Annotated in this window: 24 protein-coding genes; 9 read left to right on the forward strand and 15 right to left on the reverse strand. The window is 68.4% G+C overall.

Features of this window, described 5'->3' with window-relative positions; genetic code table 11:
* Position 1 precedes the first annotated feature (1 nt).
* The 7 genes from PVW49_RS12915 to PVW49_RS12945 all read right to left on the reverse strand — a co-directional run bounded on the left by PVW49_RS12915 (position 2) and on the right by PVW49_RS12945 (position 7342).
* Positions 2-1231, reverse strand: a complete 1230-nt coding sequence (locus PVW49_RS12915; RefSeq protein WP_074838032.1) for a formate dehydrogenase subunit gamma — start codon at positions 1229-1231, stop codon at positions 2-4.
* 169 nt (positions 1232-1400) lie between these two features.
* Positions 1401-1994: a formate dehydrogenase FDH3 subunit beta gene (gene fdh3B / locus PVW49_RS12920; RefSeq protein ID WP_048535591.1), complete on the reverse strand. Its 594-nt coding sequence runs from the start codon at positions 1992-1994 to the stop codon at positions 1401-1403.
* A gap of 12 nt (positions 1995-2006) precedes the next feature.
* On the reverse strand, positions 2007-5111 hold the full coding sequence (locus PVW49_RS12925; RefSeq protein ID WP_048535592.1) for a formate dehydrogenase subunit alpha: 3105 nt from the start codon (positions 5109-5111) through the stop codon (positions 2007-2009).
* 145 nt (positions 5112-5256) lie between these two features.
* Complete coding sequence (locus PVW49_RS12930; RefSeq protein WP_274590730.1) at positions 5257-5454, reverse strand: twin-arginine translocation pathway signal protein; 198 nt, start codon at positions 5452-5454, stop codon at positions 5257-5259.
* Between the two features lie 65 nt (positions 5455-5519).
* Complete coding sequence (locus PVW49_RS12935) at positions 5520-6119, reverse strand: TorD/DmsD family molecular chaperone (protein ID WP_048535594.1); 600 nt, start codon at positions 6117-6119, stop codon at positions 5520-5522.
* Positions 6120-6812, reverse strand: a complete 693-nt coding sequence (locus tag PVW49_RS12940) for a DUF3306 domain-containing protein (RefSeq protein ID WP_274563785.1) — start codon at positions 6810-6812, stop codon at positions 6120-6122. It lies immediately after the preceding gene.
* The gene (locus PVW49_RS12945; RefSeq protein WP_274563817.1) at positions 6809-7342 is read right to left on the reverse strand and encodes a DUF3305 domain-containing protein; all 534 of its coding nucleotides are present in this window, start codon (positions 7340-7342) and stop codon (positions 6809-6811) included. The genes PVW49_RS12940 and PVW49_RS12945 overlap by 4 nt, the downstream gene beginning before the upstream one ends.
* 375 nt (positions 7343-7717) lie before the next feature.
* Between PVW49_RS12945 and PVW49_RS12950 the strand changes: the two genes are divergently transcribed.
* The gene (locus PVW49_RS12950; protein ID WP_274590731.1) at positions 7718-9664 is read left to right on the forward strand and encodes a 4Fe-4S binding protein; all 1947 of its coding nucleotides are present in this window, start codon (positions 7718-7720) and stop codon (positions 9662-9664) included.
* Here the strand turns inward: PVW49_RS12950 and PVW49_RS12955 are convergent.
* On the reverse strand, positions 9658-10398 hold the full coding sequence (locus PVW49_RS12955) for a hypothetical protein (RefSeq protein WP_048535598.1): 741 nt from the start codon (positions 10396-10398) through the stop codon (positions 9658-9660). The two genes, PVW49_RS12950 and PVW49_RS12955, sit on opposite strands and share 7 nt — an antisense overlap.
* A gap of 49 nt (positions 10399-10447) precedes the next feature.
* Between PVW49_RS12955 and PVW49_RS12960 the strand changes: the two genes are divergently transcribed.
* From PVW49_RS12960 to PVW49_RS12975, 4 genes are read left to right on the forward strand one after another with little or no spacing between them, the layout of a single operon-like run.
* The gene (locus PVW49_RS12960; protein ID WP_048535599.1) at positions 10448-10639 is read left to right on the forward strand and encodes a DUF6494 family protein; all 192 of its coding nucleotides are present in this window, start codon (positions 10448-10450) and stop codon (positions 10637-10639) included.
* On the forward strand, positions 10640-11698 hold the full coding sequence (gene apbC / locus PVW49_RS12965; RefSeq protein WP_274590764.1) for an iron-sulfur cluster carrier protein ApbC: 1059 nt from the start codon (positions 10640-10642) through the stop codon (positions 11696-11698). It begins immediately after the preceding gene.
* On the forward strand, positions 11695-12399 hold the full coding sequence (locus tag PVW49_RS12970) for a biotin/lipoate--protein ligase family protein (protein WP_274590732.1): 705 nt from the start codon (positions 11695-11697) through the stop codon (positions 12397-12399). Before apbC ends, PVW49_RS12970 begins: the two co-directional genes overlap by 4 nt.
* Positions 12396-12875: a DUF6505 family protein gene (locus PVW49_RS12975; protein WP_048535603.1), complete on the forward strand. Its 480-nt coding sequence runs from the start codon at positions 12396-12398 to the stop codon at positions 12873-12875. Before PVW49_RS12970 ends, PVW49_RS12975 begins: the two co-directional genes overlap by 4 nt.
* Positions 12876-12998: 123 nt before the next feature.
* On the opposite strand, the gene PVW49_RS12980 is transcribed toward PVW49_RS12975, so the two are convergent.
* On the reverse strand, positions 12999-13424 hold the full coding sequence (locus PVW49_RS12980) for a MerR family transcriptional regulator (RefSeq protein WP_274590733.1): 426 nt from the start codon (positions 13422-13424) through the stop codon (positions 12999-13001).
* A 76-nt stretch (positions 13425-13500) separates the two neighbouring features.
* Here PVW49_RS12980 and PVW49_RS12985 point away from each other — a divergent pair, with 76 nt between their 5' ends.
* The 4 genes from PVW49_RS12985 (at position 13501) to PVW49_RS13000 (ending at position 16509) form a co-directional block, all read left to right on the forward strand.
* On the forward strand, positions 13501-13890 hold the full coding sequence (locus PVW49_RS12985; RefSeq protein WP_274590734.1) for a mercuric transporter MerT family protein: 390 nt from the start codon (positions 13501-13503) through the stop codon (positions 13888-13890).
* Between the two features lie 15 nt (positions 13891-13905).
* Positions 13906-14202: a hypothetical protein gene (locus PVW49_RS12990; RefSeq protein ID WP_274590735.1), complete on the forward strand. Its 297-nt coding sequence runs from the start codon at positions 13906-13908 to the stop codon at positions 14200-14202.
* Positions 14199-15608 (forward strand): mercury(II) reductase, encoded by a 1410-nt coding sequence (gene merA, locus PVW49_RS12995; protein WP_274590736.1) that lies wholly within the window; start codon positions 14199-14201, stop codon positions 15606-15608. Before PVW49_RS12990 ends, merA begins: the two co-directional genes overlap by 4 nt.
* A gap of 79 nt (positions 15609-15687) precedes the next feature.
* A complete protein-coding gene (locus tag PVW49_RS13000) occupies positions 15688-16509 on the forward strand; it encodes an IclR family transcriptional regulator (RefSeq protein ID WP_274590737.1) in 822 nt (273 codons plus the stop codon).
* On the opposite strand, the gene PVW49_RS13005 is transcribed toward PVW49_RS13000, so the two are convergent.
* From PVW49_RS13005 to PVW49_RS13030, 6 genes are read right to left on the reverse strand one after another with little or no spacing between them, the layout of a single operon-like run.
* Positions 16500-17102 carry a pentapeptide repeat-containing protein gene (locus PVW49_RS13005; RefSeq protein ID WP_048535610.1) on the reverse strand — a complete coding sequence of 201 codons (603 nt, stop codon included), beginning with the start codon at positions 17100-17102 and terminating at the stop codon, positions 16500-16502. The two genes, PVW49_RS13000 and PVW49_RS13005, sit on opposite strands and share 10 nt — an antisense overlap.
* Positions 17099-17566 carry a flavodoxin domain-containing protein gene (locus PVW49_RS13010; RefSeq protein ID WP_048535612.1) on the reverse strand — a complete coding sequence of 156 codons (468 nt, stop codon included), beginning with the start codon at positions 17564-17566 and terminating at the stop codon, positions 17099-17101. Before PVW49_RS13010 ends, PVW49_RS13005 begins: the two co-directional genes overlap by 4 nt.
* Entirely contained in the window at positions 17563-18780 is a 1218-nt protein-coding gene (locus PVW49_RS13015) for an FAD-dependent oxidoreductase (RefSeq protein WP_274590738.1), read from the reverse strand. Before PVW49_RS13015 ends, PVW49_RS13010 begins: the two co-directional genes overlap by 4 nt.
* Positions 18777-20276 carry an aldehyde dehydrogenase gene (locus PVW49_RS13020; protein ID WP_244526549.1) on the reverse strand — a complete coding sequence of 500 codons (1500 nt, stop codon included), beginning with the start codon at positions 20274-20276 and terminating at the stop codon, positions 18777-18779. The genes PVW49_RS13015 and PVW49_RS13020 overlap by 4 nt, the downstream gene beginning before the upstream one ends.
* Positions 20276-21055 carry an aspartate dehydrogenase gene (locus PVW49_RS13025; RefSeq protein WP_274590739.1) on the reverse strand — a complete coding sequence of 260 codons (780 nt, stop codon included), beginning with the start codon at positions 21053-21055 and terminating at the stop codon, positions 20276-20278. Before PVW49_RS13025 ends, PVW49_RS13020 begins: the two co-directional genes overlap by 1 nt.
* 3 nt (positions 21056-21058) lie before the next feature.
* On the reverse strand, positions 21059-22732 hold the full coding sequence (locus tag PVW49_RS13030) for a thiamine pyrophosphate-binding protein (RefSeq protein WP_274590740.1): 1674 nt from the start codon (positions 22730-22732) through the stop codon (positions 21059-21061).
* Positions 22733-22737: the final 5 nt, after the last annotated feature.

Genomic DNA, 22737 nt, shown 5'->3' on the forward strand with positions numbered 1-22737 from the left:
GCTATTCCGCCGGCTGCGCCGGGGTCTCGGGTCCGGCCTCGCGCTCTTTCACCTTGTCGAGCCAGAGCGAATGGTGCTGCTCGGCCCAATTCTCGTCGACCTGGCCCGAGCCCATAGCGTCATAGGCGCCTTCCATGCCCAGCGTGCCGATATAGATATGGCCGATGATCACCGCCATCAGCACGAACCCGACGATCGCATGCCAGAGCTGGGCATATTGCATCTCTTCCTGCGGCGACAGCGCGGTCGGGAAGGGTTGCAACCCGACCCAGTCGTAGACCCCCCAGTCGTTCAGGTGCCGGAAGGTCGCGTCGAACAGCGGCAGCTCGAAGGGAAAGAGCAGCGACAGCCCCGAGACCGACACCGAGGCGCCGAACAGGATCACCGACCAGAAGACGATCTTCTGCCCGGCGTTGAACTTCTTGGCCGGCGGGTGCTTCTTGCCGATGATGCCGCCGCCATAGCGAAACCAGGTCAGATCGGTGCGGTCCGGCAGATTGTGCCAGACCCACATTACAAAGACCATGAGGAGCCCCAGCATGAAGGCCCAGGCGACGTTGTTGTGGATGAACTTCGAGGCGATCAGCAGCTGCGAGTTGAACTCCAGCCCGAACCAGCCGATGAAATACTTGCGGCCGAACAGCGTGAACAGCCCGGTGAAGGCCAGCAGGAGGAACGAGCCCGCCATCATCCAATGGGCAAAGCGCTCGATCGCCTTGAAACGGGTGACGGTGCGGCCGGCCTTGCCGCCCTCGATCCGCACGGTGCCGCGCAGCAGAAAGAACACCGCCAGCAGGCCGATCGTGCCAAGCAGCAGCCAGCCGCCATAGATGCGCAGCGGCCCCTCGCGCAACTCGAGCCACCACATGCCATTGTCCTGCACCAGCACACCGCCGGCCGGATGCGCGGTGCTGACGTTCACATTGGCCTCGTTATAGCGCAGCGCGCGCCAGAAATCGCTGTCCGAGGCACCGCCCAGCGGGCCGAGCTGCGGCACCGCTGCGGGTTCGTCCAGATCGTTGCCCCGGCGAAAGCTGTCGTCGACCGGCAGCCCGCGCTGGCGCCGCAGGATGTCCTCCAGCGTCTGCGCGCCCCCGGTGGCGGTGCGGTCCACCGGCGGCGCCGTGCTCTCGACCGGCGGGCGGGCTTCGAATTCGGTTTGGGCCTCCTGCGCCGCCAGCGGGGCGGTGAACAGGACAAGGCAGAGTACGGCCATCAGATGGCGCAGCATGGAGGTCTCCCGCGATCAATTCGGAGGCGCAAACGCGGCGACCCGAGAGCCGCCGCGCCAGTGGAATATGTCAGGGCGGCGGGCCGATCCGGCCCCGCCCGCCGCAGGCGTCGGGTGGGGTCTCACCCCACCTTCGGCGCGCGCGCGGTCGGGTGTCGGGTGCCCCTGATCAGCCGCCCTTCTGTTCGTAGGCCGTGCCCCAGCCCCAGGCACCGGAGCCGAAGCCGCGGGCCACTACACGCTCGCGGTAGATCGCCGACACCACGTCGCCGTCGCCCGCCAGAAGCGCCTTGGTCGAACACATCTCGGCGCAGAGCGGCAGCTTGCCCTCGGCGATCCGGTTGCGCCCGTACTTCGAGAACTCGGCCTGGCTGTGGTTTTCCTCGGGGCCGCCGGCGCAGAAGGTGCATTTGTCCATCTTGCCGCGCGATCCGAAGTTGCCCGCCTGCGGATATTGCGGCGCGCCGAAGGGGCACGCGTAGAAGCAATAGCCGCAGCCGATGCACAGATCCTTGGAGTGCAGGACGATGCCCTCCTCGTTCTGGTAGAAGCAGTCGACCGGGCACACCGCCATGCAGGGCGCATCCGAACAATGCATGCAGGCCACCGAGATCGACCGCTCGCCGGGCGACCCGTCCTGGATGGTCACGACGCGCCTTCGGTTGATCCCCCAGGGCACCTCATGTTCGTTCTTGCAGGCCGTGACGCAGGCGTTGCATTCGATGCAGCGCTCGGCGTCACAGAGAAACTTCGCTCTAGCCATATCTCTTTCTCCTTACGCTGGCATGATCTTGCAGAGAGTCGCTTTCGTCTCCTGCATCTGGGTCACGCTGTCATAGCCATAGGTCTGGGCCACGTTGGTCGATTCCCCCAGGACATAGGGGTCGGCCCCGTCGGGGTATTTCGACCTCTGGTCCTCGCCCTGGTAGTGCCCGCCGAAGTGGAAGGGCATGAAGGCCACGCCTTCGCCCACCCGCGGCGTCACCATCGCCATGACCTTGACCCTGCCGCCCTCCGGCCCTTCGACCCAGACCTGGCTGCCGTCCCGCACACCCAGGTTGTTGGCGTCGCGCGGGTTGATCTCGACAAACATGTCCTGCTGCAACTCGGCCAGCCAGGGGTTCGACCGGGTCTCGTCGCCGCCGCCTTCATATTCGACCAGCCGGCCGGACGTCAGGATCATCGGGTAATCCTTGCTGAAGTCCTGCTTCTGGATCGAGGCGTACATCGTCGGCAACCGGTAGAACTTGCGGTCCTCGTAGGTCGGATAATCCGCCACCAGATCGCGCCGGTTGGTATAAAGCGGCTCGCGGTGCAGCGGGATCGGATCCGGGAAGGTCCAGACAACGGCACGGGCCTTGGCATTGCCAAAGGGCGCGCAGCCATGCTTGATCGCGACCCGCTGGATGCCGCCCGACAGGTCGGTCTTCCAGTTGATCGTGCTGACCTTCTCGTTGAAATCCGAGGGGAAGGGCGACATCGCCTGCTCGCCGACCTCCTCGGCCGCGCCCTGGGTGCCGTTCGGCTGGGCCAGGTTCTGGCCTTCTGCGGTCTGCTGCACCGTGTCGCTCTGATCGGCCTCCGGTGTCGCATTGGCCGCTTCCTCGCCGTCGTCCTGATTGCCGACCGCCGAGTCGTTCAGCCCCTCGACCCCGGCAATCCGGCCCATGGTGCGCTTTTCCGCCTCGGTCAGATCGCCATCCCAGCCCAGATCCACCAGCATCTGATAGGTGAACTCGGGATAGCCGTCCTGAAGCTCCGCCCCGGGGTTCGACACGCCTTCGGCCAGCAGATTGTCGCCATCCCGCTCGACGCCGAACCGGGCCCGGAAACACAGCCCGCCTTCGGCCACCGGCTTCGACATGTCATAGAGATTGGGCGTGCCTGGATGGTTCAGCTCGGGGTTGCCCCAGCTTGGCCAGGGCAGGCCGTAGTAATCGCCGTCCGCCGGGCCGCCGATGGCCTGCAACGTGGTGCGGTCAAAGGTGTGCTGGTTGTCCATGTGCAGCTTCAGCCGTTCCGGCGACTGGCCGGTATAACCGATCGTCCACATGCCTCGGTTGATCTCGCGCAGGGTATCCTCGGCGTCCGGCGTGATGCCGTCCTCCTCGAGCGCGATATTGCGGAACATGCGGTCGTGAAAGCCGAACTTCCTGGCAAACAGGCCGATGATCTCCTGGTCCGGCTTGCTCTCGAACAGCGGCGCCACCACCCGTTCGCGCCATTGCAGCGAGCGGTTGGAAGCGGTGACCGAACCGCGGGTTTCGAACTGCGTCGCCGCCGGCAGCAGATAGACGCCATCGGTGCGGTCGTGCAGCACCGCCGAGACCGTGGGATAGGGGTCGATCACCACCAGGGTGTCGAGCATCTCCATCGCCTTTTTCATCTCGGTCATGCGGGTCTGCGAGTTGGGCGCATGGCCCCAGAGCACCATGGCCCGCACCTTGTCGGGGTTGTCCATGTTCTCGGGGTCTTCCAGCACGCCATCGATCCAGCGCGACACCGGGATGCCGGTGAGGGTCTGAAGCGATTTCTCCTTGCCGTCCTTGTCGGTGACCTTGGCAAACTGCGCGGCGAGCCATTCCGGGTCTTCCTCCCAGACGCGCGCCCAATGGGCCCAGGCGCCGTTCGACAGCCCGTAGTACCCCGGCAATGTGTGCGACAGCACGCCCAGATCGGTCGCGCCCTGCACGTTGTCATGGCCACGGAAGATGTTGGTGCCGCCACCGGTGGTGCCCATGTTGCCAAGCGCCAGTTGCAGGATGCAATAGGCGCGGGTGTTGTTGTTGCCATTGGTGTGCTGGGTGCCGCCCATGCACCAGATCACGGTGCCGGGGCGGTTGTTGGCCAGCGTCATCGCCACGCGGCGCAGCTGGCTGCCCGGCGTGCCGGTGACCCGTTCCACCTCTTCCGGCGTCCAATTGGCCACCTCGGCGCGGATCTGATCCATCCCCCAGACCCGGGTGCGGATGAACTCCTTGTCCTCCCAGCCGTTCTCGAAGATGTGCCAGAGAATGCCCCAGATCAGCGCCACGTCCGAACCGGGCCGGAACCGCACGTATTCATCGGCATGGGCCGCGGTGCGGGTGAAGCGCGGATCGCAGACGATCAGCGGCGCGTTGTTCTGCTCCTTGGCGCGCAGCACGTGCAGCAGCGAGACGGGATGCGCCTCGGCCGGGTTGCCGCCGATGATGAAGATCGCGCGGCTGTTGTGAATGTCGTTGTAGCTGTTGGTCATGGCGCCGTAGCCCCATGTGTTGGCCACACCCGCAACGGTCGTCGAATGGCAGATCCGGGCCTGGTGATCGACGTTGTTGCTGCCCCAATAGGCCGCGAACTTGCGGAACAGATAGGCCTGTTCATTGGAATGCTTGGCCGAGCCCAGCCAATAGACCGAATCCGGCCCGCTTTCCTCGCGGATCGTCATCATCTGGTCGCCGATCTCGTCGATCGCCTGTTCCCAGGAAATCCGCTTCCACTCGCCGCCCTCTTTCTTCATCGGGTACTTGAGCCGGCGCTCGCCGTGGGCGTGTTCGCGCACGCTCGCGCCCTTGGCGCAATGGGCGCCCAGGTTGAACGGGCTGTCCCAGCCGGGCTCCTGCCCGATCCAGACGCCGTCGCTGACCTCGGCCATCACGGTGCAGCCGACCGAGCAATGGGTGCAGACGGATTTGCGAATTTCGACGCTGCCCCGCGGCGCGGTCTGGGCCGAGGCCGGTTTCACCGTGCCGCCGGTCGCGGCAATCGCGGCCATTCCGCCGATCGCCAGACCCGATCCGCGCAGGAACGCGCGGCGGTCCACCGAAGCCTTGGCCACGTCTGACAGGATCGAGCCCCGCTGGGGGCGTCGCGCAACCCCGTTGGTCTTTTTCCTCAACATGTCGTTTCCTCCCTTGCAGGCAGCCTGCGAGCCCTTGCTCCAGCCGCGCGCTTGGTACTGTTGTTGGCCTCCGGGCAGTCGGGCGTCACGCAACCAGTCGCTCTTGGCCTGTCTTCGGTCCGGTTGGCTCCGGGCCGCGTTGTCTTCAGAACTTCGCGTTGGCGAAGTAGGCCCGGGTATGGGCCGTGTCCTGCATCCTCTCGGAAGTCAGGTCGGGTTCCGAGGCCTCCGCCTCCGTCCCGCTGGCCGCCACCGCGACCGCCGCAATCGGCGCCGTGGTCCCGGCCAGTTTCAGGAAATCGCGGCGGCTTGCGCCCCGGTCCTTGGCACTGTCGTCAGCCATGACGTCTCTCCCCTTCTGGTTCCGACGGTCGCCCGCCGCTCGTTGTGGCGCCCGCAGGCACCGGTTCAGCCAAGACGGAAGGCCTCCGTCTCGACGCTCATGAACACCTGGCCGATGCGGCCCACCGGCGCGTAAAAGACGCTGTTCCGGGCGCCTTCGAGATCGGCAAAAAAATGCCCGGCCCAGGGGCCGATATGCCTGGCAAAGAAGTCCTTCTGCGCGCCCAGATCCGCCGGATCGCGGAACCGCCCGGCAATGATCGCGCCCATCATCTCCATCAGGCTGGCGATATTGTCCTCGGGTTCAAACACGGTGTCGGCCCGCTCCAGCCCGAGCTTGGCCATGTCCTGCCGCAGCAGCGCCAGCGGCTTTTCGTTGAGAAAGCCGGTCAGGTAATAAGAGGCATAAGGCAGCAGCTCGCCGCGCCCCAGACCGATGAACAGCTTGTTGTATTCGCTCTCGGCCGCCTGCGGCTTGGTCACCTTGGCCAGCTTGGCCAGGGTGGTGATCGCCTGGCCCAGCGCGCTGTCATCGCCGGTCAGCCCGGCGGTCTGCGCCAGCAGCATCTCGTCCGGCGGGCCGGAGAGGATCACCCCGAGGAAATTATAGAGATCCGCGCGCAGGCGGTCCTCTTCGGCAATGCTGGGTGCGGTGGCAGTGGTCATTCAAACCCTTTCGAAAGTGAAACGCATGCGGCGGTGGCGCGGTGCGAGGGGGGCGGGATCCTCCGCGTCCGCCGGCAGACCCGCCAGCGCGCTGCCGTCCCGGACCCGTTCCGGGACCGCATCGCCGGCCTCCGCCAGCCCGCCCCGGAGCTGATCCTGCCCGCCCCGGACCCGATCCGGGGGGGCCTCGGTGTCTGTCTCGGTCTCATCGCCAGAGACAGAGGTCCCGGAGCAGGTCCGGGACGCGAGAGCCTCGGCATCAACCGCGGTCGCCTGGTTCAGCGCGACCTCCGTGGCCTCATCGGCATCCTCCAGCCCCCGGAACTGCTCGAGCATCCCCTTGCCGACCGTATAGAGCGACTGCATGTTCTCGACGCACATTGCCGTGTCGGTGAAATCCTCGCCGTAATCGACCAGCCCGTCGACATTGGCCAGAACCGGGTTCAGCCCCCAGAGCCGCCGCAGGGCCCGCCGCTTCAGCCGGTCGGGCAGCGCATGTTTGAGGAACGCCCGGATCTCCTCGGCACTGACCAGCGCCTCGGGCTCCTTCAGCCCGGCCTCGGCCAAAAGCTCGGCATCCGGCCGCGCCTCCAGCGCCTGCGCCTCGGCCTGGCGCAAGGAGGCCTCGTGCGCCTCTGCCTCGGCCCGGGCCTCGGCCGCCACCGCGGCACGGCGTTTCAGCCAGGCGCTCATGACAGCCGCCTCCGCTTCAGGGCCGGCGAGGCATAGATATCCGCCGGCTTGCCGATCCGCGGATCGCCCACCCCGTCCTGCACCAGATCGACGCGCGTCCGGTCGCGGCGCCGCTTCACGAACACCTCGTCCTGGTGGAAATCCTCGACGAACTCCCGCACCCAGGCCACCAGCCCATGCGGCATCGGCACCTTCTCGACGATATCTTCACCGCTGTCGGTGTAATCCTGCGCCTCGTAGGGCGAGGCCGTCACCAGCACCACCTCGAGCGGCGGATCGCCCGCCGCTTCGCGCATCACCACATAGAGGCTGGGCACCCGCGCGCTGATGCCGTGCAGATAGGCCTCGGTCTCGGCGCCGTGCAATTCGAGCGTCATGGTCGCGGCGTGATATTCCACCGCCCCGTCTTCCTGGCGCATCACCCGCCAATCCGCCGGCCCCGCGCCCGGCAGCACGGCGCTCGCCGTCCAGTGCCAGGCCGCCCAACGCGTGGCGCCGGGCGTCTTGCGCAGGACCACGCCGACCGGCAGCGTGCGGTACATCTTCGGATTGTGGATCACTTTGACTTGTCTCTCCCTGCCGTCAGCTTGAAATGCGCCTGCCACGGCCGCCAAGCGCTTTCTGCGATCGCGGCGGAAATTCCCGGTGCGCCGGACAATTTGACCGGCCCGACCGGGGGGATTTGGCGGCCTCGGTCGATTTGTCCAACCTGATGATTTTTGTCTGATTAGCCGATCGCGCAGCTGCGGCGAATCAACTGCCCCGGATGCTGCCGCGCAGCACTGGGGGCACCGGCCCGGAGCGGCAGAAAACCGGTTGTGGTCCCGGGGCGAACGCGATTAGCGTGATGCCGCGCCGGGCCTCGAAAGAGGTGGGGAGAGGGCGCGGCTCCGGAGGAGAAAATCATGCCCAAGACCTTGATAACATGCGATTGTCAGGGATCGATGCAAATCGATTCGCAGGCCCTCGCCGAGCGCGCCGGCCTGGACGTCGCCGCCCCCTGTCAGGCGCTGTGCCAGGGCCAGATCGACCGCGCCGGAGAGGCCTTGACATCCGGAGATGCGATTTTCTGCTGCACCCAGGAGGGCCGGACATTTAGCGCTTTGGCCGAGGAGCTGGGGGTCGAGGCCCCCGCCCTGCTCGATCTGCGCGACCGCGCCGGTTGGAGCGCAGATCCGGCCCCGAAGCTGCCCAAAATGTCCGCCCTTCTGGCCGAGGCCCTGCTGCCCGCGCGGTCCGACCGCAGCCTCGACGTGGTCTCCGAGGGGCTCTGCCTGGTCCTCGGCCCGGCCGAGGTGGCGCTCGAAGCCGCGGCGCAGCTTGCGCCGCACCTGAGCGTGACCGTGCTGCTCGACGATGCGACCGATCTGGCCGACCGGCCCGATTTCGACGTCATCGCCGGCCGGCTGCGCAAGGCCAGCGGCGCGCTTGGCCAGTTCTCGGTCACCATCGACGCGCTGCGCATGATCGACCCCACCGGGCGCGGCCCGCTGGGCTTTACCGCGCCGCGCGACGGCGGCCAGAGCGAATGCGACATCCTGCTCGACCTGCGCGGCGCACCGCCGCTGTTCCCGGCGCATGAGAAACGCGAAGGCTACCTGCGCGCCGATCCCGCGCATCCGCCCTCGGTCGCCGCTGCCGTGATGGCCGCCTCGCACCTTGTCGGCACCTTCGAAAAGCTGCTGCACGTGCGCACCGAGCCGCTGCTCTGCGCTCATTCCCGCGCCGAGCAGGCCGGCTGCACCCGCTGTCTCGATCTCTGCCCCACCAGCGCGATCTCGCCCGCCGGGGAGTTCGTCACCGTCGATCCGATGATCTGTGCCGGCTGCGGCGCCTGTTCCGCCGCCTGCCCCTCCGGCGCGATCAGCTATGACGCGCCCCCCGTCGATCTCATCATGGCCCGCGTCCAGACCTTGGCCACGGCCTACCGCGAGGCCGGCGGCGCCACCCCGCGCTTGCTGGTCCACGACGGCCACGGCGCCGAGATGATCCGCCTCGCGGCCCGCCATGGCCGCGGGTTGCCCGCCACCGTCATCCCGCTGGAACTGCCCGAGCTCAACGCCTTCGGCCATGCCGAGGCGCTGGCCGCGCTGGCCGCCGGTTTCGCCGATGTCACCCTGCTGCCCGGCCCCAAGACCGAGCGCCCCGCCATGGAGGCGCAGGTGGAACTGGCCCGCGCCATGGCCGGCGAAACGGTGGCGGTGCTCGACACCACCGACCCCGACGCCCTGTCCGACGCGCTCTTTGACGCCACGCCGCCGGCGCCGCTGGCCACCCCGGTCCGTCCCATCGGCACCCGCCGCCAGATCGCGCGCCAATCCGCCCGCGCGCTCAACCCCGGCACCGAAGAAACCCTGCCGCTGCCCGAAGGCGCACCCTATGGGGCCGTGCTGGTGGATACCGAGGCCTGCACGCTCTGCCTGTCCTGCGTCTCGCTCTGCCCCTCGGGCGCTTTGGGCGACAACCCCGACCTGCCGCAGTTGCGCTTTCAGGAGGACGCCTGCCTGCAATGCGGCCTCTGCGCCAATGTCTGCCCCGAGGATGCCATCACCTACGCGCCGCGTCTCGATCTGACCGAGGCGGCGCTGTCGCAGCGCGTGCTGAACGAGGAAGAGCCCTTTGCCTGTATCGAATGCGGCGCGCTCTTCGGGGTGAAATCCTCGGTCGAGCGGATCATGGCCAAGCTGGAGGGCCACGCCATGTTCACCGGCGACAAGCTGCGGATGATCCAGATGTGCGACGATTGCCGGGTGCAGGCGCAGTTCCACAGCACCGACAACCCGTTCAGCGGCGGCGAGCGCCCCAGGGTCCGCACCACCGACGATTACCTGTCGAAGCGGCGCGATCACTGATGCTGGATCGGCGCCCCCAGATCTTTGGCCTGCATCGCCGAGACATAGGCGAGCAAGGCCTCGACCTCGTCGAGGCTCATCTCGATCGGCACGATGGGCGGCGGGCGCTGGTCGCTGAACGGTTCGGTCACGCCGTCGATGATCATGAAGGCCGGATGGGGGTTGAGCAGGTAGAAGGCGGCGAAACGCTCGTTCCAGTCGGGCAGGCTGCGCAGAATGCCGAAGGACGGCGTGGAGCCGATGGTGCTCATCCGGCTGGCCTCATCCACCGCATGGCAGCGCCGGCACTTGGCGCGCGACACCTCATGGCCGAGCCTGGCGTCGCCGTCAAAGCTGACCTCGACGGGTTCGGCCTCGGCCTTGCTGGCCTCGGAAAAGAGCGCCACCCCGTCCGGCGCATACGCCAGCGCCGTGCGCTGCCCCACATCGCTGGTCAGCCAGTCCGCGAAACGGGCGGCATCCGCGTCGTCGGTCGCCAGCGCCATGTGCCAGACCTGCCCCGCGCCTTCGAAGAGCGCCCGGCCCGCGTCGCCCAGCACCATGTCGGCCGCCTCCGGGTCCGCGACCCGCTGCACCTTGACCTGGGTCTTGAGCGAGAACCGCGGCAGGATGTAGTCGAGCACGCCGGTCGCCGCCAGCGCCTCGGGCGCATAGAGCCGCAACAGCCGGTCCTCGGCGCGGGCCCCGAGGGGCAGGCCGAGGATCAACAGCATTATCATCAGACGGCGGGCCATGGCCCATGCTAGGGTGAGCCCTGCCGCGCAGTCAAACAAAGGAAACGAGATGTCCGACGATTTCAACATGTCCATGCGCAAATTTCTGAAACAGGTGGGCGTCACCTCGCAGCAGGCCATCGAGGAGGCCATGCGCGAAGCCGACACCCGCGGCAAGACCTATGCGGTCAAGGCCGTGGTCACCATCGAAGAGCTGGACCTGACCCATGAGGTCACCGGCCAGATCAAGGGTCAGGAGTAAATCTTGCTGGATCGCGAAAAGGTACTGGCCGCGCTGAAACAGGTCTCCGATCCGGTCTCGGGCGGCGACCTGATGGCCTCGGGCGTGGTGCGCGCGCTGAATGTCGAACAGGACGCGGTGCGCTTTGTCATGGAGATCCCGCCGTCGCGCGCCGATGCCTACACCCGCGCGCGCGACCAGGCCGAACAGGTGCTGAAATCCGCCGGCGCCACGAATGTCTCGATCGTGCTGACCGCGCATGAGGAAAAGGCGCCGCCCGACCTGAAACCGCAGGCCCCCAAGGCGCAGGGGCCCGAACGGGTGCCCGGCGTGGCGCATATCATCGCCATCGCCTCGGGCAAGGGCGGCGTGGGCAAATCCACCGTCGCCGCCAACCTCGCCTGCGCGCTGGCGCAGCAGGGCCGCAAGGTCGGGCTTCTGGACGCCGACGTCTACGGCCCGTCGCAGCCGCGCATGCTGGGGGTCTCGGGTCGGCCCGCCTCGCCCGACGGCAAGACCATCCTGCCGCTCAGGAACCACGGCGTCACGCTGATGTCGCTGGGGCTGATGACCAATGACGATCAGGCGGTGGTCTGGCGCGGGCCGATGCTGATGGGCGCCTTGCAGCAGATGCTGTTCCAGGTGCAATGGGGCGCGCTCGACTGCCTGATCGTCGACCTGCCGCCCGGCACGGGCGACGTACAGATGACCCTGGCGCAGAAAACCCAGGTCGACGGCGCGCTGATCGTCTCGACCCCGCAGGACGTGGCGCTGCTGGATGCCCGCAAGGGGATCGACATGTTCACCCAATTGAAAGTGCCGCTGCTTGGCATGATCGAGAACATGTCCACACATATTTGTTCCACCTGCGGCCATGAAGAGCACGTTTTCGGCCACGGCGGCGTGGCGGCAGAGGCGCAGAAGCTGGGCGTGCCGCTGCTGGCCGAAGTGCCACTGCATATCGACATCCGGCTGGCCGCCGACGGTGGCGCGCCGATCGTCGTGAGCCAGCCCGACAGCGCCCAGGCCCGGGCCTTCCGCGACGTGGCCAATGCGCTGGTCGCCGAGGGCGTGGCATGACCGAGACGCTCACCTTTCCGCCGCTGATGTGGGACGAGGCGGCCAACGGGCCGGCCTTCGACCATGCGGTGATGCGGGCGGTGACGGGCTGCGACGCCGGGCTGATCGCGCATCGGCTCAAGCCCGAGCTGATGCAGGCGGCGCTGGTCTTTGCCCCCGAGGTGGCGCTGTCGCGGGCCATGGCGATGCTGCCAGCCTGCGCGGTGGGGTTTCAGAACGCGCTCGGCGCGCTGGCCCCGCCCGAGGTTGCCGTGCATCTCGACTGGGACGGCGGCATTCGCATCAACGGCGCCTCCTGCGGCGGCTTCCGGGTGATGGCCGCCACGCAGGAACCCGCCGCCACGCCGGATTGGCTGGTGGTGGGTTTCGAGCTGCCGCTGCTGCCCGGCGTGCCCGAGATGGGCGCAACCCCCGAGACCACCGCGCTTTATGTCGAAGGCTGCGCCGATGTCACCCCGCCCGCCCTGCTCGAAGCCTGGGCGCGGCACACCCTGAACTGGGTCACCCGCTGGGACGCCGACGGCCCCCGCGCGCTGCACGCGGAATGGCGCGGGCTGGTGCATGGCATCGGCGAAGAGATCACGCTCTGCGGCCAGTCCGGCAGCTTCCTCGGGGCCGACGAAGACTTTGGCGCGCTCTTGCGCCAGGGCGACGAAACCCGCCTGATCCCCCTGACCGCCCTGCTGGAGGAAGCGCCATGAAACTCGCCCGCGCGATCCATTTCGACGAAAGCGACGCCCGCGTCTATGCCTCGCCCGCCCGCACCGGCGAATGGTGCGTCTCGGGCGGCTTCGAGTTTTCCAACTGGTCCGAGGGCGACCTCACCGGCAAGGCGCGGCAGGCCTTCGCCAACGGCTGGCTTGGGCTCGAAACCTTCGGCCGGGTCACCTTCGTCGCCGTCACCGAGGCACAGCCCGAGGAGGTCGAGGCGCTGACCGAGGCGCTGGCGCAACATTTCGTCACCTATTACGCCGCCCCCTCGGTCGAGGCCGCCCGCCCGGTCGCGGCCGAGGAGATCGCCCATATGGCGACGCTCTGCGAGGATCACGACGCCAACACCCTGCTCACCGTCGCCCGCGAGCTGACCGAGGCCGGCGTGCGCGAGGCATTCCGGGTGATCGAGGCCCAGGCCGCCGGGCTCGAGCAATTCGCAATCCACGGCTCACTCGACGAATGACCCCGCCCCGACCCCGATCCCCCACATAACCCCGCCCCGGACTTGATCCGAAGCCTCCCCGCCAGATAACCCGCCCCGGACTTGATCCGGGGCCCCCCCGCCAACCCGCCACGCCCCCCAATCTCACAGTGGCGGAGCGGATAGAACCTCCAGCAGCGGACATTCCGGCGTCCGGCTGCCGCTGCATTGCGCGATGGTTTCCGCCAGGACCGCCTCGATATTCTGCAAATCCCGGATCTTGGCGCGCACCGCCGCAAGGTGATGCCGCCCCATCTTCTCGACCTCGGCGCAGCTATGGCTGCCCCGGTCGACCATCGCCAGCAGCCCGCGGATCTCGGCCATGCTGAAACCCAGTTCGCGGGCGCGCATGATGAACCCCAGCCGCTCCACATGCACCGCGCCATAGCGGCGATGGCCGGCCGGGCTGCGCGGCGGCTCGGGCATCAGGCCGACGGTCTCGTAATAGCGGATGGTCTCGAGGTTGCAGCCGGTCAGCCGGGCAAGCTCCGACCGCTTCAGCCCGCTCGCGGCGGTGTGATGATCCGGCATCGCGATCCCCCTTGATCCTGTAGCAGCTACAGACCGTACACTGTCTGTCATTCCGCGGCAACACAGAGATCACGTGATGACAGACGACACGACCCTGCCCCAGACAGACGAGACCGACCGCTCCGGCCGGGCCGCAACCGGCGCCGCGGTGCTGGGGGCGCTGGCCATGACCTCCTGCTGCATCCTGCCGCTGGTACTGGTGAGCCTTGGCGTCACCGGCGTCTTTATCGGCCAGCTCACCGCGCTTTATGCCTACAAGTGGGTGACATTTTCGCTGGCGGCGGCGGCGCTCGCCTTCGGCTTCTGGAAAGCCTACCGCCCGGTGCCTGTCGCCGCCTGCCAGGACGGCCACTGCGCCCGCCCGATCGACCGCAGTGTAATGCGCGGATTGCTCTGGGGCGCGCTGGCTGTCGTGCTGCTGGCGCTGGCCTTTCCGGCGTTTTCGCCCCTTCTTCTGACCTTCTGACCCATGAGGTTCCTTATGAAATCCCTCCTTTCCGCCGTTGCTCTCGCCCTGGTGGCGGGCGCGGCCCCGGCCGCCGAGGCCACCACCCGCATCGCCGTCACCGGTCTGACCTGCCCGTCGTGCAGCTATATCGTCGCCACCGCGATGAAACGCGTCGAGAGCGTCGAAATCCTGTCCTTCACCGAAGCCGAGGACGACGCCGGGGTCTACGACCTGCGCTATGACGATGCCGCGACCGATCCGGCCGCCATCCTCGCCGCCGTAACCGGCGTCGGCTATGGCGCGACACTGGCCGGGGCGCCCGAGACGTGAGCCCCCGCGATCGGGCCGCGCCCCCCGACCTCGCTGTGATCGGCGCCGGCTCGGCCGGGTTTTCCGCCGCCATCACCGCCGCCGAAGCCGGGGCGCGGGTGGCGCTGATCGGCGCCGGCACCCTTGGCGGCACCTGCGTGAACCTGGGCTGCGTCCCCTCCAAGACGCTGATCCGCGCCGTCGAGAACCTGCATCACGCCCATGCCGCCGCGCGGTTCGACGGGATCACGGCGCAGGGCCGCCTCACCGACTGGGCCGCCACCGTCGCGCAGAAACAGGCCTTGGTCGAAGAGCTGCGCGCGGCGAAATACGCCGATGTCCTGCCCCGCCACCCGGGCATCACCTACCTCGAAGGCCGGGCGCGCTTCGACGACACCGGCCGGCTGACGGTGGCGGGCAGGCGCTTTCCGGCCGCCCGGATCGTCATCGCCACCGGCGCCCGGCCGCATGTGCCGGCCCTCCCCGGCATCGAAGAAATCGCCCCCCTCGACAGCACTTCGGCGCTGGCCCTGACCGACCTGCCCGCCTCGCTGCTGGTGCTGGGCGCGGGCTACATCGGCGTGGAACTGGCGCAGCTTTTTGCCCGGGCCGGGGTCGCAGTCACCCTGGTCAGCCGCCGCGGCGTCCTGCCCGAGGCCGAACCCGAGGTGTCGGCGGCCCTGGAGGGCTGCCTCGCCAAAGAGGGCATCCGGCTGGTCCGCGCGCGCGGCTACGAGCGGCTGTCGCCGGGGGCCGCCGGGGCCCGGCTGCATCTGGCGGGCGGCGACATCCTCGAAGCGGAACGGCTGTTGCTGGCCACCGGCCGGGTGCCCAACAGCGCCGGGCTGAACCTTGCCGCTGCCGGGATCGCGACCGACACGGGCGGCGGCATCCTGGTCGACAGCCACATGCGCACCGGCAATTCGACGGTCTGGGCCGCCGGCGATGTCACCGGGCGCGACCAGTTTGTCTACATGGCCGCCTATGGCGCCCGGCTCGCCGCCCGCAACGCCGTGACCGGCGCGACAGAGGCCTACGACAACACCACCATGCCCTGGGTGGTCTTCTCCGATCCCCAGGTCGCCGGTGTCGGGCTGAGCGAGGCCGGGGCCCGCGCCCGAGGCCACCGGGTTGTCACCTCGGTCCTGCCGCTCGATGCCGTTCCTCGGGCGCGCGCCGCCCGCGACACGCGCGGGCTCATCAAGCTGGTGGCCGAAGCCGGCAGCCGGCGGCTGCTCGGCGCGCAGATCCTCGCACCCGAAGGCGCCGACAGCATCCAGACGGCGGCAATGGCGCTCAAGGCGGGGATGACCTACGATGACCTCGGCGCCACGATCATGCCCTATCTCACCACGGTCGAGGGCCTGAAGCTCGCGGCGCAGGCCTTCGAAACGGACGTGGCCGCCCTGTCCTGCTGCGCCGGATAGCACCGCGGCGGCCGGCGGCAGATGGTTGCCTTGCCCGCTGGGGTTGCGTATGCAGTTCATTATTGAACAGATTGGGCAGATGATGAACGCTGAGAGCGGGACCAAGACCAAGGGGCCGGAATATTCGGTGCAGCCGGTGGTGCGTGCGCTGGCGGTGCTGCGCTATATCGCGGCGGGCAACCGCTGCCGCAAGATCAGCCAGGCCGCCAAGGCCACCGGCATCAACCGCACGACGCTGATCCGCATCCTCGCCACGCTCGAGGCCGAGCGCATCATCGAGGCGCTGCCGGACGAGGGCGGTTATCGGCTGGGCACCGGGCTGATCTCGCTGGCCGCCGAGGCGCTGAACGACCGGGGCATCGTTCCGACCGCGCGGCCGGTGCTGTGCCAGCTGGTCGACAGGCTGAAGCTCTCGGCGCATCTCGGCGTTCGCGAAGGCCATGAGATCGTCTACCTGGCGCGCGAGACCCCGGTCTCGCATCTCGCCAGCACGGTGCGCGAAGGCACCCGCCTGCCGGCCCATGCCACCACCATCGGTCGGGTGCTGCTGGCCGAGCTGAGCCGGCAGGAGTTGCAGGATCTCTATGCGGCGCATCCGCTCGAGGCCTTCACCGCCAAGACCCGCACCTCGCTCGAGACGCTGATGGAGCAGCTGGCCAACGACCGTTCGCGCGGGGTGTCCTGGAGCGTGGCGAATTTCGAGCCCGAGATCGGCTCGGCCGCCGCGCCGGTCTATGACCATCGCGGCATGGCCGTGGCCGCGATCAATGTCACCGGGCATGCCGGCATCTTTACCGAAGGCACCGAAAAGGCGGCGCTGATCGAAACCACCCTGAAAGCCGCGGCGCAGGAGATCTCCGAAGCGCTGGGCTATCGCGGCTGGGCCGCCGATCAGATATAGGTATAGCCGAAGGACATGCCGAAATCCGACGGGTGCAGCGCCGCATTGCCACGCCGCGCCCGGCGCAGCCAGAGCCGGCCATGCACCTGCGTCTCGGACAGGTCGACCGTGTCGGGCAGGCTGGCATTGTCACACCAGAGCCCGCCCAGCCATTCGCTGCCCCGGAAACTGACCGTGCCCCGGCCGGTAACCGATTGCAGCGAGAAATTGCCGTAACAGGTGGTGCCGGAGAGGTCGGCCCCCTCGGGAAACTGCGCGCCGTCAAAGCGGCCGATGCCGCGGAATTCGGTGTTGCGGAATCCGGCCGGGCGCTGGAACCGCGCGCCTTCGAACCGGGCGTCGTTCATGAAGACCGCACCGTCAAACCGCGCCGGCCCCTCGATCACCACGTCGCGAAACCAGGCCAGCCCGTCAAACCGCGCGCCGCTGGCGTCGATCCCGCCAAGAAAGCGCGCGCCGGTGAAATCGACACCATCGACGGCCACGCCCGACAGATCCAGCGGCGCCTCGCAGGTCACGCCGCGAAAATCCGCATGCGTCCCGTGCTGCCATGGCCGGGTCAGCCGCGTCCTGATCTCCGCCGCCGTGCTCATGCCGCCTGACCAAGCGCGTCGCCGGCCATGGCCACGATGTCCTCGGCCCAGGGAAAAGCCAGATCCTCGGCCATTTCCGCCCCCGAGGCGTCATGCGCGATCCGCTCGCCCAGCTGCGTGGCCCCGGCCGCGGTCATCAGCGCGGCAAGGGTCGCAGGCCCGCCATTGAAGGTCTCGTCATATTCCCGGTCGCCCATGCCGAAGATGCCGAAATGCACGCCGGTCAGATCGGGTTTGGCGGCCGCCATCTTCTCGGCAAAGGGCTGCGCCGAGGCCGGCAACTCGCCGTCGCCATAGGTCGAACAGACCATCAGATAGAGCGTGCCGGTGTCAAATTCCGAGGGGTCGAAATCCGCCAGGTTGACGGCCGCGACCGCGTGATCGGCCTCAAGTTCGGCGACGATATCCTCGGCCAGCATCTCGGCATTGCCGGTTTCGGTTCCGTAAAGCACTTGGATGTTCATTGCGTATCCTCCTGTCGGGCGAGGCCCAGCATGCCCTCGCGGGTGGTGATCTTGGCCCGGCACCGTCCGGGCGGGGGGTTGGCGGTCTCGGCGCTGTCGATGCGGCACCATCCGTCGTAATCGGTGATCTCGTCCAGACCGGCCAGAATGCCGGCGCCGGCTTTGCCGGGATCGGGGGTCAGCGCGCCGAGGATTCGCTCGGCCAGCGCCCTGGCATCGGCGCGGTTGTCGGGAATGGTACCGCGCGGGCCGCGCCGGAACCAGCCGGTGGCATAAAGCCCCTCGGCCAGCCCGCCATCCCGTTCCTCTCGCAGCAGCGCGTCGCGTGGCAGATCGCCGGGCGTGTCAAAGCCGATGGCGGTGAGCACCGAGGTGCAGGCCAGCGTCTCTTCGCCCTGCGCCGTGGCAAACCGCACCGCCGTGGCCCTGTCGGAGCCTTCGACCGCCACCGGCGTCAGCCCGAAACGGAAGGTGATGCGCCGCGCCCCGGCGCCGCCCTCCAGCGCGTTCAGCGCCGCCAGCTTCTTCTGCGCGTCCGGGTCATCGCTTTCGCCCGCGTCCATCACCCGGATCGACACGTCGGCGAGCTTGCCCAGCTCCTTGATCATCACCGTATCGAACTTGGCCGCCGCCGCCGGCGAGCGCCCGGTGATGGTGATCTCCTCGATGCCGCTGGCCGCCAGCCAGTCCGTCGGCCCCTGGCCCAGATCCGAGCCTTCCAGTTCCTCCGGCGATTTCGCCAAGAGCCGCAGCAGGTCTATCGCCACATTGCCATTGCCGACAATCAGCGGCCGCGCCCCCAGCTCGGGCAGCGCCTCGGCCTCGGGATGCTCGTACAGCGCCCGGGTCAGCTTGCCCGCGCCATGCACCCCCGGCAGATCGCTGCCGGGGATCTCCAGCCGCCGATCCGCCGACAGCCCGGCGGCCAGCACCACGGCATCATAGGCGCCGCGCAGATCCTCCAGCCCGACATCCGAGCCAATGCTCACATTTCCGAAAAACCGCGCGCCCTGCCGTTCAAAGAGCCGCGCGAACTGCCGTGTCACGCCCTTGGTGCCCTGGTGATCCGCCGCCACGCCATAGCGCACCAGGCCATAGGGCACCGGCAGCCGGTCGATCAGATCGACCCGCAGATCGGGCTGCGCCTTGAGCAGCGCCTGCGCCAGAAAGCAGCCCGAGGGCCCGGCACCGATGATCGCGATCTGTCCGGTCATGACGCCCTCACCACATCCGCGGCCCAAGGGTGCGGCGCGCCGGTCAGATCAGCATAAATCGCCTTCTGCCGCATGTAGGCACGCATTCCCTGCCGGCCCTTCTCCCGGCCGATCCCGCTGGCGCCATCGCCGCCGAAGGGGGTCGAGATCGAGAATTGCTTGTAGGTGTTGATCCAGACCGTTCCGGCCCGGATCGCCCGTGCCACCCGCCAGGCGCGGGGAAAATCGCGGGTCCAGATGCCGCAGGCCAATCCATAGTCGTTGTCATTGCCCTGGGCGATCACCTCGTCCTCCCCGTCGAAAGGCAGCACCGCCAGCACCGGGCCGAACACCTCGTCGCGGCAGAGCCGCGCATCGTTGCCCAGCCCCTCGATGATGGTCGGCAGGTAATAGCTGCCCTCGGCGTATTCCGCCCCGTCCGGCGCTCCGCCCCCACACAGAAGCCTGCCGCCATCCTCCAGCGCGCGGGCCACATGGCCCGCCACCTCGTCGCGGTGGTCCTGATGGATCAGCGATGCAACCTGCGTGCCCTCCGCGAAGGGATGGCCGACGCGCAAGCGTTTGGTCGCCGCCACCAGCCGGGGGACGAAGGCATCATAGATCCCGCGCTGCACGAACAGCCGCGAGCCGGCGATGCAGCTCTGCCCGGTGGACGAGAACACCCCGAAGAGAATGCCCGCCAGCGCCACCTCGATATCCGCGTCGTCAAACACGATGGTCGGGGATTTTCCGCCCAGTTCCAGGCTCACCGGCATCAGCTTGCGCCCGGCCTTTTCGGCCAGGCTGCGGCCGGTCGACGTGCCGCCGGTAAAGCTGATCTTGGCGATATCCGGGTGTTCCACCAGCAGGTTGCCGATCTCGCGCCCCGAACCGGGCAGCACCGACAGAAGCCCCTTGGGCAGCCCCGCCGCATCCGCGATCCGCGCCAGTTCCAGCGCCGTGAGCGGTGACCAGGAGGCCGGTTTCAGGATCACGGCATTGCCCGCCGCCAGGGCCGGCGCCAGCTTCTGCGCGTCCGAGGCAATCGGCGAATTCCACGGCGTGATCGCCCCCACCACGCCCATCGGCTCATGCACCGAGAGCGTCAGCGCCCCGCCGCGCTGCGCGGTCATGTCCTCGTCCATGGTTTCGGCCACGGCGGCGAAATAGCGGAAGGTGCCGGCCGCCGATGCGGCCAGCGCCGCGGTTTCGGCCAGCGTCTTGCCGGTGTCCTGCGACTGGATTTGCGAGATGCGGCCGATGTTGGCCTCGATCCCCTCGGCGATGGCATGGAGCACCCGCGCCCGCTCATGTGGTTTCAGCGCGCCCCAGGCGGGCTGCGCCGCCCTGGCGCGGGCGATGGCCTCTTCGCCATCCTCAGTCGAGGCGCCGCGCAGAACCCGGGTCACCGTCCCGTCGGCGGGAAAGACCGAAGTGATCTCGGCGCCGCGCCCCTCGCGCCAGTCGCCGCCGATGTAAAGCGCCCCGGAGGGCAGGATATCGCGTTCCATTTTCATCAGATCACCACCGGTCCTTTGCGGTTACGTATCTCGCGCAGCACCGAATAGATCGTTGCCGCGCTGGTCTTGGCGTTGCCGTTCGAGGCCCGATTGTCGATCCGGATCTCGTAATCCCCCAGCGGCGAATGCACCGAATAGGCGTGCCGGTTGCCGCTGGCCTGCGGGTCGGCCACCAGTTCCACCCGCGTCGCGTCCATTCCCGCCCCCGCCAGCGCCAGCGTTGCCGCCACATTGGCGTTCTTCGGAAAGGCCTGCGACACCTCGCGCGCGGTGCCCGAGAAGAACACCGTCGCCGCTGTCAGCCCGCCAAGGTCGATCAGCTCTTCCGCCGGGGTGCCGCGCCAGGCCTGCGGCGGCTTGGTGCCGCGATAGGTCACCTCGAGCCCGCCAGCCGGCGCCATGGCCGACAGCAGATCGATGCCGCCGATGGCCCCCGCCGGCAGGATCAGCCGCGCGCCGCCCTCTTCCGCCGCCGCGTGCAGGGCACGTTCCAGCGCGACATCGCTCAGCGCGCCGATCGACACCAGAACCACATCGATCCCGGCCCTGAGCGCCGGCACCGCAGTGTCGCGCACCGCCGCATGACCGGCGCATTCCACCAGCAGATCGGGCGCGGCGGCAATCAGCTCCTGCACCGTCTCGACCACCTCGGCCCCCGGCAGGTCCACCGTCTTGCCGGGCCGCGCCAGCACCGTCAGGCGCGCGGGCTCTCCCGCGCCCATGAGGCCCAGCAGCGCCTTGCCGATATTGCCGTATCCGACCAGACCGAGATGCATGGCTTACTCCTTCTTGCCCGCAGCGCCCGCCGGCGGCCCGGCAAAGGCCTCGGCAAAGGGGCCGATGGCACACATGTCGACCTCGATCACGCGCGGCCCTTCTGTGGCCAGCGCCGCCTGCAAGGCCGCCTCGAACGCGTCCACCCTGTCCACCTTGACATGTGGCATGCCGATCGCGCCGCAGAAGGCGCCGAACTCCGGCACCGCCACCTTGGAGTAATGCCGGCGGCTGTCGTATTGCGCATCCTGGATGTTCTCGATCACGCCATAGGCCTGATCATTCATCAGCACATAGACCAGCGGCGCCTTCTCATCGACGGCCGTGATCATCTCGGCCAGCCCCAGCATGGTGCCGCCGTCGCCCAAGAGCGTGATCGCCTTGGGGCCGTGCGAGGCCAGCGCCGCGCCGATCCCCATCGCCACGCCCTGCCCGATGCCGCCACCCAGCGCATGCACGCCCTGACGCGGATCGGAGAGCCGCACATAGCGGTTGCCATAGGTCGAATTCGAGATCGTCACGTCGCGCACCCAGGCGTTGCCGCCGGCGCCGACCGCACCGCTGATCGCCTCGGCCACCACGGTGTAAGGCCCCAGCGTGTCGCGCAGACGCCCCTCGGCCTGTGCCTTGAGCCGCGCGATATCGAACGCCAGCGCCTCATCGGTGTCGAGCGTCTCGGGCAGCAGCGCGAGCAGCCGCCGCAACGTATCGGCGGCATCGCCATGGGCAAAGACATCCACCGGGTAATTGCGCCCGCCCTGCCCCGCGTCGGCATCGATCTGCAACAGCGGACGCGGCAGCGGCATTTTGTTGTTGCGGGTCTCGTTGCCGCGCAGGCGCGAGCCCACCACCAGCATCAGGTCGCAGGAGCCATAAAGCTCCATCGCGTCCGGCCCCATGTTGAAGGCGCCGAGGTTGGCCGCCTCTTCCTCCGAGACCACGCCGCGCCCGTTGGTCGAGGTCACGACGCCCACACCCCGGCGCATCAGTTCGGTCGCCTCTTCCACCGCGCCGCGCGCGCCGCCGCCCAGCCAGATCAGCGGGCGTTTCGCCTGGGTGATCAGCCGCGCCATCTCTTCCACCGCCGATTGCGGGGCCGAAGGCCGGGTCGGCACCGGCGCGTGAACTGCGGCCATCACCACCGCCGGCGCGCGCTGCACATCCACCGGAATCTCGAGGCTGACCGGCCCCGAAGGCGCCGAGAGCGCATCCGACACCGCCGCCGTCAGGGCACCGATCGCACCGTTGGAATCCCACATCCGATGCACCGATTTCGACACCCCGCGCAACATCTCGGGCTGGCGCGGCACATCGTGGATCGCCGCGCGGTCGCGGTCGGCATAGCCCAGATCGACCTGCGTGGTGATATGCAGCACCCGGCTGCCGGCGGTCAGCGCCTCGGCCTGGGCGCCGGCAGCATTGCCCGCCGCCGTGCCGGTCGAGGTGAGGCAGACGCCAAGCCCGCCCGACACCCGTGCATAGGCATCGGCCATGTTCATCGCGCCGGCCTCGCCGCGCGCCGGCACAAAGCGGATCCGCCCCTGCCGGGCCACCGCGTCCAAGATCGGCATGTTGTGGATCGAGATCACGCCGAACATCACCGACACCCCGATCTCGGCCAGGTAGTGCGCGATGAAATCGCCGACCGTGTCGGTCTTGCTGATGGGATCGTGTTTCATGGTAT

Source organism: Marinovum sp. PR37, assembly GCF_028807375.1.
In the GTDB taxonomy this organism is placed as follows: domain Bacteria; phylum Pseudomonadota; class Alphaproteobacteria; order Rhodobacterales; family Rhodobacteraceae; genus Marinovum; species Marinovum algicola.

Bases quoted from the DNA above. Each gene is read 5' to 3' on its own strand.
- PVW49_RS12940 (WP_274563785.1), bottom strand. From the start codon at position 6,812: ATGAGCGCCTGGCTGAAACGCCGTGCCGCGGTGGCGGCCGAGGCCCGG.
- PVW49_RS12980 (WP_274590733.1), bottom strand. From the start codon at position 13,424: ATGCCGGATCATCACACCGCCGCGAGCGGGCTGAAGCGGTCGGAGCTT.
- PVW49_RS13000 (WP_274590737.1), top strand. From the start codon at position 15,688: ATGATGAACGCTGAGAGCGGGACCAAGACCAAGGGGCCGGAATATTCG.
- PVW49_RS13030 (WP_274590740.1), bottom strand. From the start codon at position 22,732: ATGAAACACGATCCCATCAGCAAGACCGACACGGTCGGCGATTTCATC.
- PVW49_RS12970 (WP_274590732.1), top strand. From the start codon at position 11,695: ATGACCGAGACGCTCACCTTTCCGCCGCTGATGTGGGACGAGGCGGCC.
- PVW49_RS12930 (WP_274590730.1), bottom strand. From the start codon at position 5,454: ATGGCTGACGACAGTGCCAAGGACCGGGGCGCAAGCCGCCGCGATTTC.
- PVW49_RS13015 (WP_274590738.1), bottom strand. From the start codon at position 18,780: ATGACCGGACAGATCGCGATCATCGGTGCCGGGCCCTCGGGCTGCTTT.
- PVW49_RS12960 (WP_048535599.1), top strand. From the start codon at position 10,448: ATGTCCGACGATTTCAACATGTCCATGCGCAAATTTCTGAAACAGGTG.
- PVW49_RS12925 (WP_048535592.1), bottom strand. From the start codon at position 5,111: ATGTTGAGGAAAAAGACCAACGGGGTTGCGCGACGCCCCCAGCGGGGC.
- PVW49_RS12990 (WP_274590735.1), top strand. From the start codon at position 13,906: ATGAAATCCCTCCTTTCCGCCGTTGCTCTCGCCCTGGTGGCGGGCGCG.
- PVW49_RS13025 (WP_274590739.1), bottom strand. From the start codon at position 21,055: ATGCATCTCGGTCTGGTCGGATACGGCAATATCGGCAAGGCGCTGCTG.
- PVW49_RS12950 (WP_274590731.1), top strand. From the start codon at position 7,718: ATGCCCAAGACCTTGATAACATGCGATTGTCAGGGATCGATGCAAATC.
- PVW49_RS12975 (WP_048535603.1), top strand. From the start codon at position 12,396: ATGAAACTCGCCCGCGCGATCCATTTCGACGAAAGCGACGCCCGCGTC.
- PVW49_RS13020 (WP_244526549.1), bottom strand. From the start codon at position 20,276: ATGAAAATGGAACGCGATATCCTGCCCTCCGGGGCGCTTTACATCGGC.
- PVW49_RS13010 (WP_048535612.1), bottom strand. From the start codon at position 17,566: ATGAACATCCAAGTGCTTTACGGAACCGAAACCGGCAATGCCGAGATG.
- fdh3B (WP_048535591.1), bottom strand. From the start codon at position 1,994: ATGGCTAGAGCGAAGTTTCTCTGTGACGCCGAGCGCTGCATCGAATGC.
- PVW49_RS12955 (WP_048535598.1), bottom strand. From the start codon at position 10,398: ATGGCCCGCCGTCTGATGATAATGCTGTTGATCCTCGGCCTGCCCCTC.
- PVW49_RS12985 (WP_274590734.1), top strand. From the start codon at position 13,501: ATGACAGACGACACGACCCTGCCCCAGACAGACGAGACCGACCGCTCC.
- PVW49_RS12915 (WP_074838032.1), bottom strand. From the start codon at position 1,231: ATGCTGCGCCATCTGATGGCCGTACTCTGCCTTGTCCTGTTCACCGCC.
- PVW49_RS13005 (WP_048535610.1), bottom strand. From the start codon at position 17,102: ATGAGCACGGCGGCGGAGATCAGGACGCGGCTGACCCGGCCATGGCAG.
- PVW49_RS12935 (WP_048535594.1), bottom strand. From the start codon at position 6,119: ATGACCACTGCCACCGCACCCAGCATTGCCGAAGAGGACCGCCTGCGC.